The sequence below is a fragment of the Streptosporangium sp. NPDC001681 genome, assembly GCF_040298085.1.
Classification (GTDB): Bacteria; Actinomycetota; Actinomycetes; order Streptosporangiales; family Streptosporangiaceae; genus Streptosporangium.
Genome location: NZ_JBEOZN010000184.1, coordinates 1 through 15,853, shown reverse-complemented (window position 1 = coordinate 15,853; position 15,853 = coordinate 1). Strand labels below are relative to the sequence as shown.

The window sequence follows — 15,853 nt, the reverse complement described above, 5'->3', positions numbered from 1 at the left end:
CCGGGCGTGCGGCGTGGGCGCCGGTCCCGAACGGCGGCGGGAATCGGCCCGCCCGCCGCACCGCCCGCGCGCCGCACTCGCCCATCACCCGCCGCAGTGGGGCCGCACCGCCGCCCAGAGGCGAGAGCTTCGACTGGCAGGCCCAACCTCTTCGAGGCCCTTCGGGTGCTTCGCATTGCGCCGGCCCGCTCGCTCTCTCAGGTCTGAAATCTCGCCCGGCTTCAACCGGATGCCTCCGGCGGGGGTACTCGGCTCCGGGATGATCGACGTTGCACCACGAAGGCCGTAAGTGGTTGAGGTGGAAGCCGGATCTTCCCGCCTGCCACGTCCCAGGCAAGCCCAACATCTCGACTCCTCCGGATCAAGGCCGTCTGTGACCGTTGGCATCCCACGGCCGAGGAACGTCTACCGGCCGACGCACACGCGAAGACGACCTTGACCCTCCGTCCCCGAGCTGTTGCCCCTCCGGGGTGGGACGAGGCAGACGGGAAGATCCGGCGAGAGGGGGCGTGTGTACGCATGGTCTATCCCTTTGCTGGCCTCACACACCAATGGGAGGCTCAGCGCATGAGTGAACAAGAAGATCCTGCCGCACGTCAGGGGAAGATAACTGACGGCACCCAACCAGTGGACGGGTGGGGGAACGCAGCTCTTGCCCTGAGTACAGCAGTTCCCATCCTCGGCTTCATCATCGAAAAAGAGCTCACCACTAACGCCCTCCTTGGAGCGCTCATCTTCGCGACCGTCGGAATTGGGCTACGTATTGAGGCAGCGATCAAGAGTCGTAGGTGACGTGCCACTCGTGTGCCGGTACGGCCGGGGAACAAGGGGGAATCACGGGGACTCACGGACAGGGGAAGACCGCCTCTCACCTGCACCGCAGCACTTCAGGGAGCCGTGTACCGAAATCTTCCAACCTGGCTGCGGGATATGGCGACGACGCTTCACTGAGGCAGCTGTGACACGATGCTTCCTGTGTATGGCTGGCCGTACGATGCAGGACAGTTGATTCCGTCTCCGCAGTTGGTCGCCGCCTGGTATGAACTGGAAATCTTGCCTACCGATCGAGTCCCCATGTGGGCCGCTCATTGGCTCGTCCAGGACATGGATGGTGAGACGTTGCGCATTCTCGCGGGGCTTGACGGACGCGATCCGCACGAGGTGCGCGATGTGCTGGTCGAGGCTCTCGCGGATACGGACACCGCGATACCTTCCAGGTCCGATGCTGTGAAGACTGTTTATGTCGACATGGCGCGGTTGTGCCTCGCAGGCGACGGTGGTGAACATTGGCTGGTCTCGGTGATCGAACGACTCATGATCACTTGGAATTATCCCGATGAGATGCTCACACCACCACTTGGTGCTCTGTACGGGTTGGATGACGAATGGGGAGCAGGCTGGGGGCGCGCTGAACCGCAGTTGATCGCCGTCGTCCGAGCCGCTTGCGCCGAGCAGATAGCCCTCGTCGAACCCTGATCAGGAGGGCCTCTAGTTGCAGTTCTAGTTGCAATCCAACGTCGTTCACTCCCGTTCCAGACGGACCACCAAGTCGTGTTGGTCCAGGTTGAACCGATCGGAACGGGCAAGATCAGAGCTGCTAATGCGGTTTGGGGGAGGCTCCGGCGTCGTGCCCGTTGCGTGCCCGTTAAAAGGGTGATCAAGGGGGACTCACGGGAAACCATGGATACTCGGACCCTTCCCTCGTAGGTCAGCATTTCCCAGCTCAGCGATCAGGTGTGTTAGGGCCTTCCCAAGCTGACAGCACGGGCTCCGATATCCCTCTCCTTCGAGGCCCGATGTCAGAGGCGTGAGGCATGGTGATTGAGGACAACACTGGGCTAGATCTACCTCAGGCCGGCGAGGAACCCTCAGGAGTTCGTAGTACTCGAGTTCGTGGATCAACACGGGAACTCGACGCCCGACTGCGCGTTGGATCAAGCCGCTCGCCTGCAGGTCCTTGGCCAGTTGGATGCAGACTTCGACGAAGCGGGCGGTGACGTGGTTGTGTCGTTGGGCGGATTGCGGGAGTTCGATGATCCATTGGTCGCGTTGGATCGAGCCTTCGGGGTCGAGGTTGGTGTCGGCGATCACTACGAGCTCGTTCTGCAGCCAGTAGGCGTAGTTCCATCGGGCCTCCGCCGGATCGGGGTAGCGGCCGCTGGGATCGGTGACCTGTCTGACCTGGGATTCGGTGTTGTAGCCGATCGTGAGAGTAGGGCGCTGTGGATCGTCGTCCTCGTCGTGGATATAGAAGGAGATTGCGTAGATGTCGGGTGCGTCAGCCGCGGGGATAGAGGAGAGCGTCTTGGTGGCGGCACGCTGCATGTGATCTTGGAAAGTCATGTGGTGGGATTCCTTCTGTCAGCACCGTTTGCTGATCTCGGCTGCGTAGCTGGTCCAGTCACTGAGTCTTTTCCATCGAGGTCATGCCTGTAGTGAGTACGGCGGAGAAGGTCACCGCAGGGTGCCATGCGCATGATGACGTGCTCAGGAATCAGTCGGCCCACAGCAAGGTATCCGGCCACTCGTACCTGCGGTCATCGTCAGTCAACGGCTGGTAGTGCGTGATGGCGATGAGTTCACCGGAGCCGTCGAAGCCCCGGAATTCGACCCTGTCGTCGACGTGGCGGATCGCGTGCGGCACGGTGATCAGCCCGCTGGCCGGAACGGGAACGTCGATGACGTCTCCGGCGTAGCGCACCTGCACGGTGGCTATCCTTCGCGTCGCCATCATCGTCAACTCAGCCACCCATTCCGTGTCGGGATGTGCAAGCTGGGCCGACAGGTTCACCAGGTCGTTGCCGTGCCAGTCGGACAGCGGCTCATCCGGCCGGTTCAGCACCCACTCCGGCATGCCGCCCCCCGAGGAGGTGAGCGGATACTGCCACTGTCCGGCCGGTGAGCGCGCCAGCAGGTAAGTGTCGTCGTAGAGCTCTCCGTCTTCTCCGCTGCGGAACAGTACGATCATCGATCCATAGCGGCCCCACAGGCCTGCCGCAGCGATTGTGGCCGAGCCGGGCGGGAGAGTCGCCGGGAGTGGCGGTGCGCCGTGGTCGAGCGCGTCGAACAACGCCTGCTCATCGAAGAATCGGTAGGAGTCGTCAGACGATTCCTGTTCCGTATGTCCCATGTGTTTCAGCGTAACGATGTCCAGGCCACACGCTCAGATGGTGCTGCCCATCCTGCCGCTGCAATGTTCCAGTATGGTCTTGCATCCCCCCACCGCTAGGTCATCCCCGGTGGGTAGCGGTTGGAAAGACTCACTCATAGTGACGCTCCTTGGGCGGTTCAGGCCGTTTAGCTTGGCTCCCAAAGTCATCAATATTTCAAGCCCGTTGATCAGCTACTGGCCCTCAAACTCATCAACACCTGGCTCCCGCTCACACTTTCATAGCCACCCCACCTTGAGAAGTGCGAGCAGCTCGGGAGGGCATTGAAGGGTGAGCGTGCTCTTGCCCTTTCGCTGGCGGAAGACGATGCCCTCGCCCGTGCGTTTCGGGCACCTACCGGCATGGCTCGTACAGTCCTTGAGACAGGCCCTCTTAAAGCAGGTGTGCCCCTGCTTTTTTTGTAGTTCTCCTTGCGGCCGGGGTTATGCCCGTGACTTTTTGCAGAGCCAGCGGTGCCACCTCTCCCCGCATTTGTGGGGATCGGCGCACCCGTGTTGCCATTCGGTGCGCTGGATCTGGAACCACGCTCTGATTACTCCGGTCTCCAGGTCGACGTACTGCCAGCGGAGCCCGAGCGCCTCGCCCTGGCGGATACCGAGAGCCAGAGCGACCGACCAGCGCGCCCCGTTCCGCCGGGTGCCGGCCATATCGAGGATGTTGCGGGCCTCCTCACGGCTCAGTGGTTCGATCTCGGTGGACGCGGCCGAGGGAGCTTCAACGAGGGTCGCGACGTTCCGCGTGAGTTTGTTGCGGCGCACCGCGATGGTCAGCGCCCGCGACAGGATGCGATGAACTTTGAGCACGGTGCTGGTCAAAGCGCCGTCGCACGGCCCTCCACCCGCCCGCCGCACTCACCCGTCGGCCGCCGTACCAGGGCCGCGCCGTCGCCAGAACGGGGCTATCTCTGAATGTGAAGCTTCTGCGTACGCTCTCGGTCATGACTCTCAACAAACTTGAGTGGGGCGACGGTGACCGTACGGCAGTCCTTATTCACGGCATGATGGGAGACTCGCGCTCCTGGTGGGAGATCGGCTTGGCTCTCGCAGAGCGCGGCTACCGTGTGGTCGCCGTGGACCTTCCCGGACACGGGAGGTCTGAGCCCAATCCCGAGAGCGACATCGAATGGTTCGCTACCTCAGTACTGGAATCGGTCCCCACACGTCCCACCCTCGCGATGGGGCACTCGCTGGGTGGCTCAGTCCTGGCCTCCGCCGTCTCCAGACTGCGACCAGAGCGCGTTGTCTACGTGGAGACGCCGTTCGGCCCCGGCCGTACCCATCTTGACATCGCCGTGTTCGCCTCAGGACTGGAGGAGGCCAAGACCGCCCGAACCATGGAGAACTTGCGACGGGAACGGCCATGGTGGAGCGAGCGTGACATCGCGGTCGAAGTGGAGGCGGCCAAGCTATTCGACGTCGCTACGACCGTAAGTCTGCATGCCAAGCGTGTGGGGGGTCCGGATAACACCCCTCCTCTCGTAGCTCCCTCGCTCGTGATCCGCGCCGAGCCCAGCCAGTACATCTCTCAGAAGGCCGCCGACCACCTCCGTACCCGTGGGTTCGAGGTGCGTTCTGTCGCGGGGGCCGGCCACAGCGTGTGGTACGGCCGACATGAAGAGTTCATGGCAGCCCTAGACGGTTGGGTGTGAGGTCGCAGATATCCACTGCTGAACCGCCGCACTACGACAGCCCTCACGATCGCCCTCATCATGGTTGGCCGCCATTCGGGGCTGGGGGCGATCGAAGGTCCGGGACTTCGTTCCTTAGCCCCGGCCCACCGAGCAGCCAAGCTGTTGTCTTGCTAGCTCTTCTGAATGGCCTAGCGAGTCTCAAGGTACGGACTCGTGGGCATCGTCGGAGAGCCTTCCTCTCCACGGAAGGAGTACAGCACTACTAAGACAGAGCACTCCGGCCATGAGGAGTGACCATCGGCGGGTTGAGGTAGTCGCAATCACGCCGCCCAGGGTGATGAACAGCGGTTGGACCGTCCGGGAACTGACCGACCAAGCGGTACTGACGCGAGCCATGAGTCCGTCCGGGGTGGAGTTCATGCGGTAGGTCGCGAAGATCGGATTGAAGATCCCAGCACACAGGAGCAAGCAGAAATCCACTGAGGTGATGATGAGTACGGCCGAGGGCCCAGTGCCGACGAAGGCCATTGGGACGATCCAGACCGTCCGGGCAACTCCGAAGACAAACAAGGTACGTTGCACGCCCAGGACGGTGACCACCTTGGGGGAAAGCATTGCGCCTAGCAGCCCCCCGAGGCAGGGGACACCGAGGGCGATGCCGTACTCAAGCGGCGTAGCGCCTATGTCCTTGAGCATCAGTACGGCCATGATGGGCGAACTCCACATGATCGCACCGCCGAAGAGCATGGCGTTGAAGTAGAGGAGCCGAAGACCGCGGTGGCGGAGGATGAAGGTCCACCCGGCAAGAAGTTCCCTCCTGGACCTTCCGTTCTTGGCTTTGTCGGCCGAGAAGGGGGTCAGTCGGCGTAGGAGCACAGCCGATGCCAGGAAGCTCACCGCATCAACGATCAGGGTCATCAAAGGACCAGCAACGCCTATCAACGCGCCGCCAACGGGTGGCCCGGCTGATTGGGTTGTCCAGTTCACGGTGTCGAGCCGAGCGTTGGCCGACGTTCGGCGCTCAGGAACAACCACATGCTTGATGTAAGCCTGACTGGCTGAGCTGTTGACGATCGTGCTGCTCGTCTGCACAATCGCGACTAAACAGAGGTGGACATAGGTCAGAGCATCAAATGCTGCTGCAAGGGGCATGCTGGCCAACGCAGCGAATTGCAGAAGATCGGCGATTACCATCGTGGCCCGCTTCTCCCTCCGCTCCACAAGGTTGCCCAGAGGCAGAGTGATGATCGCGCTGGAGATGGCGCCGATCGCGGCGAGCAGGGAGACCTGCAATGGACTTGCATCTAGCACCATGATTGCAATCAAAGGAAGCGCGCCGACGCTGAGAGCTGAGCCAACCGCACTGACCGTGTACGACTGCCAGAGTCGAAGGAAGTCCCTCCCGAGTCCGCCGTGCCCAGATTTGAGTTCTGTCGCAGACGGCGCACTCACAGATGATCCTCCCTGACGCTGATCAGCTTCAGAAGTGTCGCACCCACGCGCTGCGACGCATAGGCGTTGGAGGTCACCGGGGACCGCCAAGCGGAATGATCTCAGCCCCCTCATGACCTGCATTGAACTATCCGGAATAGCGTAAGATCGATCTTTTAATTCGCAAGTTCCGAGTTCGAGAGCCTGCCACAATCAGGCCGTGGATTCTCAGGACTCCCCGCTTTACAAGGCTGCCCGACTCCAGCTCGTAGGCGCTCGTGCCGAGGAGGTCACTGTCAGCGCTGTCCACATCATGGAGTGCTTGGAAGACGACGACTGGGAGACGGCCCTCATCCTTCTTGAGGATCTCGGCGATGCTCACCCACAGCCGCCCAAGTTCTGGAGCCTGCTGGCCGACGCCGCCCGGTTGATATGGCTCCGGGAGGATGCTGACTGGTACGAGTGGCGGAGCAGCGAGGCCCGGAACGGCGGCCTCCGGGCTGAACTCCGCCTGGTACGTACCGAGGACGGGGGCCGTGCACTGCCGGTACCTCCTGGCGGGTTGCTCAGGCCCATGTGGGACATCGACCGCCGTACGCCCGAAGGTGAATCCCTGCTCAGCATCGCCTCCCTCTGGGTCGAGGGCCGTGATCCGTTGAAGCCGGGCGAGTGCGCGCGGGTGAGGCTCATTCCCCTGACCTCTGAGCACTGGAAGCACCTCAAACCGGGCGATGTGATCACCATGCACGAGATGCGGCCACCCGTTGGAACGGCACGCATCACCGAGGTCATGCCGCCCGTGGCGACTGCTCCCTAGTTGCAGCTCTAGTTGCAATCCAGCACTGTCCCATGCCGTTCCAGGCGGACCAGCCACGCCTATTGGCCCACGTTGAACTGATCGGGACGGGTCAGATCAGAGCTGCTAATGCGGTTTGGGTTTACCGCCCATCCGGGGTTCAAATCCCCGAGCCTCCGCAGTTCAGAGGCCCTCTCCCAGATTTCGGGAGAGGGCCTTTTTTGATCTGTCAGGGTTGTAGTTCTCACGCATCGCCCCAGAGGGCGGCTCCCATCCGGGTGCTCGCGTCCTGCATCAACGCGCCGGCCACGTGGGTCTAAAACTGACAGACATCGTTGAAACCCGGGTCTCCGGCCACTACGGAGACCATCTATGTCCAACCCGAACCCCCACCGGATCGTGAGGCCAAGCGGCGCCTGGCCATCATCCGTTACGTCGAAGAGGTCTCGGGCAGCGTCGCGCTGACGTGCCGCTACTACAGGGTCAGCCGACAGGCGTACTCGCCGCTATCTGGCCGAGGGCGTCGAGGGCCTGCGCACCCGGTCCAAGCGGCCCAAGACCAGCCCGAACGCCGCCCGAGCGTGCGGCGTGGGCGCCGGTCTCGGCCCACGCCGCCCACGTGCAAACCGCCGCTGCGGTCGTTCAACGTAGAAACTTTCTGGACCCGTCTGTCTGGCCCCAGCCCTCGGGGGGGGGAATGGCCCCGTTCGATGATCAATCGTCGACGGCTGCAGTGTCGCATTCCGGCAGCGACAGCTGGCGACAAACGTGCTGATGGAGGTCGCGCTGGCGATTCCCCTGGCCTCGACGAGGCTGACATCCGATAGAGGTTTATCCCGGTAGGGATCCGACCCTTCTCCATAGCGCCTTTCTTCGAGGTTGGCCGGCCGCTCTGCCTCACGCGCGAAGGCAGAGCGGCGGACACAGCGTGACCTGGGAGTGTGGTGTCACCCAGGTCTGACCACATCGCGCATCTCATGGGAGAGGCGCCATGTTAGCGCTACCAAATTGCGGTGCGACCTCCCTTCGACATCCCGGCATCTCGGGTGGTGATGGCGGTGAGTAAATACAGCAGGACCGGATGCCGTCAAGAGGTAGGGGTCCTCCGTGCTCGGCGTTGCCGAGAAGGCGCCGCTGCCTGTGGATCCCCGCCCCCAGTCCGCAACTTGCGGATCTGAGTTGAAATTTTCAAGGCGTGGTCCCCAGCTAGTTTCTCCTCTCCGCTCTGCGGAGATGGTCTCGCCATAGCTGTATTGGGCTCATGGTAAGGGCGTCAATGTTGGAATGATGGGGCCGAAAATTTCGCTCAAGCATTGACATGTTTCGGATAGGTTTCCACAATGAGTCTCCGAAGCGGTCGGCCCTGCCTGATGTGGTGATCGAGTGAGGGCCGCCGGTCATGACGCCATCGTGGTGTGCCCCCGGTCCGGGGTGCGGCGTCGTTCGCCGGGTTCCCGTGTATCCCTCTTTCCGTGATTTCAGTATGGAGTCAGGCATGGGTATGAAGGCTTCACCCTTATCTGCGCGCCGAGGTTTCGGTGCCCTCAGCAGGGTCATCAGTGCCGGCGCCGTGGGTGTCGTAGGTGCGGCGCTAATGGTGTCGGTTCCCGCGGATGCGGCCGCCAGCACGCTGGCCGCCGCTGCTCAGCAGAGCGGTCGCTACTTCGGCACCGCTATCGCCGCGGGCAAACTGGGCGACCAGACGTACACCACGATCGCGAACCGCGAGTTCGACATGATCACCGCCGAGAACGAGATGAAGATCGACGCCACGGAACCCAACCGTGGGCAGTTCAGCTTCAGCAACGGTGACCGCATCTACAACTGGGCGGTGCAGAACGGCAAGCGGGTACGGGGCCACACGCTGGCCTGGCACTCCCAGCAGCCGGGCTGGATGCAGTCCCTGTCCGGTAGCAGCCTCCGCCAGGCGATGATCGACCACATCAACGGCGTGATGAGCCACTATCGAGGCAAGATCTACGCCTGGGACGTCGTCAACGAGGCCTACGCCGACGGCAACTCCGGTGGCCGGCGTGACTCCAACCTTCAGCGAACCGGGAACGACTGGATCGAGGTGGCCTTCCGCACCGCACGGGCCGCCGACCCGTCCGCGAAGCTCTGCTACAACGACTACAACATCGACAACTGGAGCTGGGCCAAGACGCAGGGCGTCTACAACATGGTCCGCGACTTCAAGCAGCGCGGCGTGCCGATCGACTGCGTCGGCCTGCAGTCGCACTTCAACAGCAACAGCCCGTACAACAGCAACTACCGCACGACCATCCAGAGCTTCGCGGCGCTGGGAGTCGACGTGCAGATCACCGAGCTGGACATCCAGGGCGGCTCGGCCACCACTTACGCCAACGTGGTCAACGACTGCCTGGCCGTGCCGCGCTGCACTGGCATCACGGTGTGGGGGGTCCGGGACAGCGACTCCTGGTTGGGCGCGAACACCAGTCCGCTGCTCTTCGACGGCAACGGCAACAAGAAGGCCGCCTACAACTCCGTCCTGAACGCGCTCAACAACGCGACCCCCAACCCCTCACCCTCGCCGAGCCCGACCACCTCGCCCAGCCCGACGTCGCCCCCAGGTGGCGCGGGACAGATCCGGGGCGTGGCATCCGGCCGTTGTGTGGACGTCCCGAACTCCACGACCACCGACGGCACCCAGCTCCAGTTGTGGGACTGCCACTCCGGCTCCAACCAGCAGTGGACCTACACGTCCGCCCAGGAGTTCCGCGTTCTCGGCAGCAAGTGCCTGGACGCCGCGGGCACCGGTAACGGTGCCAAGGTGCAGATCTACTCCTGTTGGGGCGGCGACAACCAGAAGTGGCGTATCAACTCGGACGGCTCGATCGTGAACGTCCAGTCGGGTCTGTGCCTCGACGCCGCCAACTCCGGCACCGGCAACGGGACTCTGCTCCAGAGCTACTCCTGCTGGGGCGGCAACAACCAGAAGTGGACCCGGAGCGGGTCGTGAGACGGCACCTGTCGGTGCCGACCGGGATCGGGGCGGTGGCCGCTGCCGTGATCGCCGTCCTGGCCGGGCTTCTGGCTCAAACGCCCACAGCGAGGGCGGCCACGTTGACTCAGATCGGCAACTTCGGGGCGAACCCCGGCAACATCCAGATGCACCTCTACGTGCCTGACAACGTGGCTCCACACCCCGGAATCCTGGTGGCGATGCACGGCTGCAACGGCCGGGCGACCGACTTCCACCAGCAGACGGAGTTCAGGACCCTGGCCGACCGGTATGGCTTCATCGTCATCTACCCGCAGGCCAACAAGAGCGCCAACGGCCTGTCGAACTGCTTCGACGTGTGGTCGAACGAAGCGCTCCGGCACGGGGGCGGCAGCGACCCCGTCTCGATCGTGTCGATGGTGAGCTACGTCGTGCAGCGGCATAACGGCGATCCCTCGCGGGTGTTCGCCACCGGCTTCTCCTCCGGCGCGATGGAGACGATCAACCTGCTCGCCACCTACCCCGATGTGTTCAAGGCGGGTGCTCCCTTCGCCGGCGTGCCCTTCGGCTGCCTCGGCCCGCCCGGCTGCAACGACCGGACACCGCAGCAGTGGGGCGACGTGGTCCGCAACGCCTACCCGGGCTACACCGGTCCCCGGCCCCGGCTGATGGCCTGGCACGGTACTGCGGACGACGTGCTGAACTTCAGCATGTTGCAGAAGGAGGTCGACCAGTGGACCAACGTGCACGGGGTGAGCCAGACGCCCACCTCGATGTCCAGCCCGCAATCGGGCTGGACGCGGCGGGTCTATGGGTCCGGCCAGGTCGAGGCGTACACGATCAACGGGGCGGGGCACAATCTGCCGCACTCCGGGATGGCCATCCACGCCATCCGATTCTTCGGCCTCGACAGCGACACCCCCACTCCGACGCCCACCCCCACTCCGACGCCCACCCCGGGTGGTAACGGGCAGATCAGGGGCGTCGCGTCCGGGCGCTGCGTGGACGTGCCGAACTCCAGCACCACTGACGGCACGCAGCTCCAGCTCTGGGACTGCCACGGCGGCACCAACCAGAGGTGGACGCTCACCTCCGCGCAGGAGTTGCGGGTCCTCGGCGACAAGTGCCTGGACGCGGCCGGGACGGGCAACGGGGCCAGGATCCAGCTCTACTCCTGCTGGGGCGGGGCCAACCAGAAGTGGCGCGTCAACTCCGACGGCTCGATCGTCGGCGTCCAGTCGGGGTTGTGCCTGGATGCGGCCGGGGCGGGCAACGGTACCCGCCTCCAGCTCTACTCCTGCCACGGTGGCACCAACCAGAGATGGAACTGGGGCGGCAACGCCTGAGAATCGCGCTCAGCGGCCCTACTGCGCGATCGGGAGAGGACTCCCGCCAGCGCGGCATGTCCGCTGGAAGAAGGACAAGCACCACCTGGTCTGGGGTGATCACCGAGAATCTCCCCAGACCAGGGAGGAGCGCGTGTCTGGTACGCCTAACGGGTGCAAGGCTCGCGTGCAGGCAGTGAGGCCCTCCATCAGCGTGGCGCGTGGTGTCGTCGACGTCCGCGAGCGTGCCCTCTTTGATGCCGTCGAGAGAACGGTCGGTGGTCATTTACACGCGGCAGCGCCACAACGGCGACGCGAACCGCGTCTACGTCACTGGCACCTCCGCCGGCGGCATGGAGACCAACATCATGCTCGGCAACTATCCCGACGTCTTCAAGGCCGGGGCGGCGTTCATGGGGGCCGTTCGGCTGCTTCGCGAGTGAGGCGGACTACATTCCCTCGCCCGGCGCGAGCAACTGCGCCTCCGGGCGCATCAGCAAGACGCCCCAGCGATGGGAGACCTGGTTCGTGCCGCCTACCCCGGATACAGCGACCCCGGCCCCGAGTTCAGCTCTGGCATGGCACCACGGCACTACGCCACCCACCAGCAGGCGATCGACCAGTGGACCAACGTGTGCGGCCTGAGCCAGACGCTCACCGGTACAGACACGCCGCAACCGAACTGGACCGACGCCGCTACGCCGACGGTTCCGGCACGGTCCGGGTCGAGGCGTACAACATCCAGGGCGCCGGCCACAGCCTCCCCATGGGCGGGATGGCCGCCGCGATCCAGTTCTTCGGCCTCACCAACGGACCGAGGAACTGGGGAAGAACCGCAAGGGACTCCGCCACTGCACCCCGGCCCTCTTCGAAGATGGGCCGGAAAGGGGGCGGGACGGCATGATCTAGATGATCACTGCGTCATCCAATCTGGAGGCTCGGCTGAGGTGACACGTCGCCATGTTTCCGTAGTCTGCGACGGCTTTTGTTGATAGGCATTTCGAAGGGCTGATGCGCCTGCGTTGATGAGATCGGCAAGCTCCATTTCTACCGCGATACCGAGCCCTCGCAGGATCAACCAGATCGCCTCGTCTGTGATTGCAGTTTCGATCAGCATCAAGCCATGGAGCAGGCTGCTTTTGGCCAGATCGGGCAGGTAGGCGTCCGGATTCGCTTCGGCCAACCGCTCACGTATCTCGATGGCGCGCTGAACCGCGGCCAGGCCCGCCTCCTGACGCCCCACCTCACCCAGATCAACTGACAGGTTGTTCAACACGGCGAACGAGCGGTTGAAGTTGCGTGGTTCGATCGGCGTGCCGCACATCGTGGTGAAAACCAGAGCCGAGTCCTTCCACTTCTGTTTCTGCCCGGCGTCCTTACGCGCATCCTCTTGGACCCGTTACCGGTGCTTGAGGGCTGAGACGCATAGGCCGATGAGGGGGAGAGAGTTCTCGAAGTCCTCCGTCTTCGTGGTGTCGCGGTGGAGGAGTTGGTCACCGACGCGGTGACCTTGGCGACGAGCTGAGCGCCTCTTCGGCTACCCCTCGGTCTTGCGGGCGGTGATCAGCAGGTACTCCCAGGCCATGGAGGTGGTGCCGGTGTCGTGAGTGTGGCGATGGGCGAGGGTGGCCAGGTCATGGTCCAGAGCGGTGACACGATCGGGATCGTTCGCGATGGCGCGGTAGGCGGCGACGGTCGGGCCGTAGTTGGATTTGAAGTAGTCGCGGAATGCCTCGGGTGTCGTGAACCTGTCGATCTGCACGGTCCGCCGATCGGCCGTGACATCGGTGATCTGGTCGCCGAAGAGCGCGCGGACGTGTTCCGGGCGCCCCCACAGGGGTGGCGGCTGCGTGCCGGGCGGCGGCGGGGACGCGTAGGGCTTCATCGTCGCGAACATCTGGCCGATGAACCCCTCCGGCGTCCAGTTGAGCAGGCCGATTGTGCCGCCTGGGCGGCAGACGCGGAGCATCTCGTCAGCGGCGGCCTGGTGGTGCGGGGCGAACATGATCCCGACGCAGGAGAGCACGGTGTCGAACTCACCGTCGGCGAACGGCAGCGCCTCGGCGTCGGCCTGGCGCCACTCCAGCTCCACGCCGTGCCCAGCCGATGATCGGCGTCCGGCCTCCAGCAGTTCCGGCGTCAGGTCGCAGGCGACGACCTCCGCGCCGGCCAGAGCAGCCGGGATCGCGGCGTTACCCGTTCCGGCCGCGATGTCCAGCACCCGGTCGCCGGGCTGTACATCGCATGCCTGCACCAGGGTCGCGCCCAAGTTAGGGATGATCTCCGAGGCCACGGTCGGGTAGTCACCCAGCGCCCACATCGCCCGGTGCCTGGTCTTCAAAGCGCGGTCGGTCTCCGCCGCGCTGATCAAATTACTCATGAAACGAGACTAGGTTCCGACGAAATCGCCTCCTAGTACAACATCTGTACTGGAAGGCGCCGGGGGCGGGGCTTACGCTGCAATCCATGGGATCCTCCTATTACCAGTTCTGCCCCGTCGCAAAGGCGATGGAGATGCTCGACGAGCGCTGGACGCTGCTCGTCGTGCGGGAACTGCTGTCTGGGAGCCAGCATTTCAACGAGCTGCGCCGTGGTGTGCCGAGAATGTCCCCCTCGCTGCTGTCCAAGCGGATGCAGCAACTGGTGCGCGCCGGCATCGTGGAGAGAGCGGCGGATGACAACGAGGTATGGTACGTCCTTACCCCGGCCGGTGAGGAACTGCGGCCGGTCGTCGAGGCGCTCGGCATCTGGGGCACCCGTTGGATCGGCGATCTCGGCGATATGGACCTGGACCCGAAACTGCTGCTGTGGGACATGCACCGGCGCGTCGACCACGCCGTCATCCCGGTCGGCCGGACCGTGGTGCTGTTCAGCTTCCCGGACGTGCACCCGCGCGCCCGCGACTGGTGGCTGGTGATCACATCCGGCGAAGCCGACGTCTGTGACGTGGACCCCGGCTATACCGTGACGGTCACGGTGACCGCTAGCCTGCGCCACATGGTCGCGGTCTGGCGCGGTGATCTCAGCTGGCGCGATGCCCTGCGTTCCGGCGTGGTCGACGTGCATGGCCCCGAGGCGTTCCGTCGGCAACTGCCTCATTGGTTCACACTCTCGGAGTTCGCCTCAGTGCCTCGACCCGCCTGATCGAAGCAGGGCTCAAACACCCCCGCGGACGAGTGACGCGCCCAGCACTCCGCTCTCCTCACCCAGACGCTTCTCGGCGCCCTCGCCTATGCCGCGGCCACGGTGCTGCTGATCAGGGGCGACCGGGCCGAGCGGGGGTGATGACGCCGGCCGGTCGTACCGGCAGGACGCGAGCCGGTTCCGCCGACGGTCACGGACTCGGGGGAGTGTCCACCTGATCCCCAGCGGAAGCGCACGCGTCCTGTCAGCTGGCTCCGCGGAAGAAGTCGCTCAGCGCGGGGGCCAGCACGTCGTCGGACACGCCGTGCCACTCGCCCTTGAGGGTCAGGTGACGGCCCTGGGAAAGGGCCGTCGCCGCGTCCGCGGCCCAGCCACGCAGGCGGTCGTCGCTGGACTCGCTGTTGACGACCAAGGCCGGCACGGTGACGGACCGGAGGGTGTCGTGGGAGATGGCAGTGGTTATCCGGCTGTCGTAGGCGAGCGTGTGCGCGATGCCCTCCAGCAGCGGGAAAAAGGGGGCCTGGCGCATTTCCGCGGTTATCTCGGCGGGGACACCGATGCTGGTATGGAAGTGCTCGACCGCATCGGCCCGGCGATCTGCGGCGACGAGCTCGTCGATCTCGGCTGCGAGGTCGTCCTCCCGCGGCCGGTCGAGAACGATCGGCGGTTCGAGGAGCGAGAGCATCGAGATCGGCAGCCCGGCCGCCGCCCCGAGCAGGGCCAGGACCGCGCCGGAGGAGAACCCGTGGACGAACGCCGGTCCTCCGCCTGCCTCGATCACGGCCGCGAGGTCCTCCACCTCCCGTTCCACCGCGTACGGCGGGGTGTCGCCACTCTCGCCGCGTCCGCGTCTGTCGTAGGTCACGACGGTGAACCTGTCGGCAAGGTGTTCAGCGAGGGAGCGCATGGGCCCAAACCTGCGGAACCCGCCTGCCGCGTCGACCAGTACGAGCGTCGGCCCTGTTCCCGCCTGCTCGAATCCGATCCGCGTGCCGTCGCGTGACGTCACCGTGGCCATGGCGATCCCTTCGTTCGGGGGCCTCCGACGTTACAGAGCACCACCGACAAATCCGCGGACCCGATGTCCCGTACGCGACAGCTTTGAGGCCCGGTCCTTTCGAATGTCGAAGTCCATCGCATCTCCTCAACCGGGACGTCGCGACGGCCAGCGGAACGGAAGGCCGTAGGGGCGCTGGGTGGGCTGCCGTGCCCGAGTGACACCGGGCACGGCAGCCCACCCTTCCTTTGAATCGCTGTCACCTGGCCCGGTAATGGTGCGACCTGGCACCACACGGGTTCCAGGAGGTCGTGCCCCTGCTCAGCAGGGCTCTGGCCGAACAAGCAGTTCGTGATCACGCACCTGATCGTGCGGCAGCAGTTCCTCAAGGACCACCC

General features: G+C 64.5%; 15 protein-coding genes. 8 read left to right on the top strand and 7 right to left on the bottom strand.

The genetic code is table 11. From position 1 onward, the window contains the following. Positions 1-567: 567 nt before the first annotated feature. Together ABT130_RS43835 and ABT130_RS43830 are read left to right on the top strand one after the other, a co-directional pair. A complete protein-coding gene (locus tag ABT130_RS43835) occupies positions 568-792 on the top strand; it encodes a hypothetical protein (RefSeq protein ID WP_350965857.1) in 225 nt (74 codons plus the stop codon). Positions 793-975: 183 nt separating this feature from the next. Then, positions 976-1,476, top strand: a complete 501-nt coding sequence (locus ABT130_RS43830; protein WP_350965855.1) for a hypothetical protein — start codon at positions 976-978, stop codon at positions 1,474-1,476. Between the two features lie 192 nt (positions 1,477-1,668). Here ABT130_RS43830 and ABT130_RS43825 read toward each other — a convergent pair whose 3' ends face one another. The 3 genes from ABT130_RS43825 to ABT130_RS43815 all read right to left on the bottom strand — a co-directional run bounded on the left by ABT130_RS43825 (position 1,669) and on the right by ABT130_RS43815 (position 3,973). Next, positions 1,669-2,343 (bottom strand): hypothetical protein, encoded by a 675-nt coding sequence (locus ABT130_RS43825; RefSeq protein ID WP_350965853.1) that lies wholly within the window; start codon positions 2,341-2,343, stop codon positions 1,669-1,671. A 151-nt stretch (positions 2,344-2,494) separates the two neighbouring features. Next, on the bottom strand, positions 2,495-3,130 hold the full coding sequence (locus ABT130_RS43820) for a hypothetical protein (RefSeq protein WP_350965851.1): 636 nt from the start codon (positions 3,128-3,130) through the stop codon (positions 2,495-2,497). Between the two features lie 462 nt (positions 3,131-3,592). Continuing rightward, positions 3,593-3,973 (bottom strand): site-specific integrase, encoded by a 381-nt coding sequence (locus ABT130_RS43815; protein WP_350914119.1) that lies wholly within the window; start codon positions 3,971-3,973, stop codon positions 3,593-3,595. Positions 3,974-4,107: 134 nt separating this feature from the next. Between ABT130_RS43815 and ABT130_RS43810 the strand changes: the two genes are divergently transcribed. Further along, positions 4,108-4,818, top strand: a complete 711-nt coding sequence (locus ABT130_RS43810; RefSeq protein WP_350965849.1) for an alpha/beta fold hydrolase — start codon at positions 4,108-4,110, stop codon at positions 4,816-4,818. 180 nt (positions 4,819-4,998) lie between these two features. Here the strand turns inward: ABT130_RS43810 and ABT130_RS43805 are convergent, their stop codons facing one another. Next, positions 4,999-6,366 carry an MFS transporter gene (locus ABT130_RS43805; RefSeq protein WP_350965859.1) on the bottom strand — a complete coding sequence of 456 codons (1,368 nt, stop codon included), beginning with the start codon at positions 6,364-6,366 and terminating at the stop codon, positions 4,999-5,001. 85 nt (positions 6,367-6,451) lie between these two features. Here ABT130_RS43805 and ABT130_RS43800 point away from each other — a divergent pair, with 85 nt between their 5' ends. The 4 genes from ABT130_RS43800 to ABT130_RS43785 all read left to right on the top strand — a co-directional run bounded on the left by ABT130_RS43800 (position 6,452) and on the right by ABT130_RS43785 (position 11,757). Beyond that, positions 6,452-7,048 carry a hypothetical protein gene (locus tag ABT130_RS43800; RefSeq protein WP_350965847.1) on the top strand — a complete coding sequence of 199 codons (597 nt, stop codon included), beginning with the start codon at positions 6,452-6,454 and terminating at the stop codon, positions 7,046-7,048. Positions 7,049-8,621: 1,573 nt separating this feature from the next. Further along, a complete protein-coding gene (locus tag ABT130_RS43795) occupies positions 8,622-10,007 on the top strand; it encodes an endo-1,4-beta-xylanase (protein ID WP_350965845.1) in 1,386 nt (461 codons plus the stop codon). Then, on the top strand, positions 10,004-11,335 hold the full coding sequence (locus ABT130_RS43790) for an extracellular catalytic domain type 1 short-chain-length polyhydroxyalkanoate depolymerase (RefSeq protein ID WP_350965843.1): 1,332 nt from the start codon (positions 10,004-10,006) through the stop codon (positions 11,333-11,335). The genes ABT130_RS43795 and ABT130_RS43790 overlap by 4 nt, the downstream gene beginning before the upstream one ends. 257 nt (positions 11,336-11,592) lie before the next feature. Then, complete coding sequence (locus ABT130_RS43785) at positions 11,593-11,757, top strand: prolyl oligopeptidase family serine peptidase (protein WP_350965841.1); 165 nt, start codon at positions 11,593-11,595, stop codon at positions 11,755-11,757. A 470-nt stretch (positions 11,758-12,227) separates the two neighbouring features. Here ABT130_RS43785 and ABT130_RS43780 read toward each other — a convergent pair whose 3' ends face one another. Beyond that, positions 12,228-12,638 carry a hypothetical protein gene (locus ABT130_RS43780; RefSeq protein ID WP_350965839.1) on the bottom strand — a complete coding sequence of 137 codons (411 nt, stop codon included), beginning with the start codon at positions 12,636-12,638 and terminating at the stop codon, positions 12,228-12,230. A 213-nt stretch (positions 12,639-12,851) separates the two neighbouring features. After that, entirely contained in the window at positions 12,852-13,694 is an 843-nt protein-coding gene (locus ABT130_RS43775; protein ID WP_350914135.1) for a class I SAM-dependent methyltransferase, read from the bottom strand. An 86-nt stretch (positions 13,695-13,780) separates the two neighbouring features. On the opposite strand from ABT130_RS43775, the gene ABT130_RS43770 reads away from it, so the two are divergent. Beyond that, positions 13,781-14,458 (top strand): winged helix-turn-helix transcriptional regulator, encoded by a 678-nt coding sequence (locus ABT130_RS43770; RefSeq protein WP_350965837.1) that lies wholly within the window; start codon positions 13,781-13,783, stop codon positions 14,456-14,458. Positions 14,459-14,702: 244 nt separating this feature from the next. Here ABT130_RS43770 and ABT130_RS43765 read toward each other — a convergent pair whose 3' ends face one another. After that, positions 14,703-15,476, bottom strand: coding sequence for an alpha/beta fold hydrolase (locus tag ABT130_RS43765; RefSeq protein WP_350965835.1), 774 nt, complete (start codon positions 15,474-15,476; stop codon positions 14,703-14,705). Between the last annotated feature and the right edge of the window lie 377 nt (positions 15,477-15,853).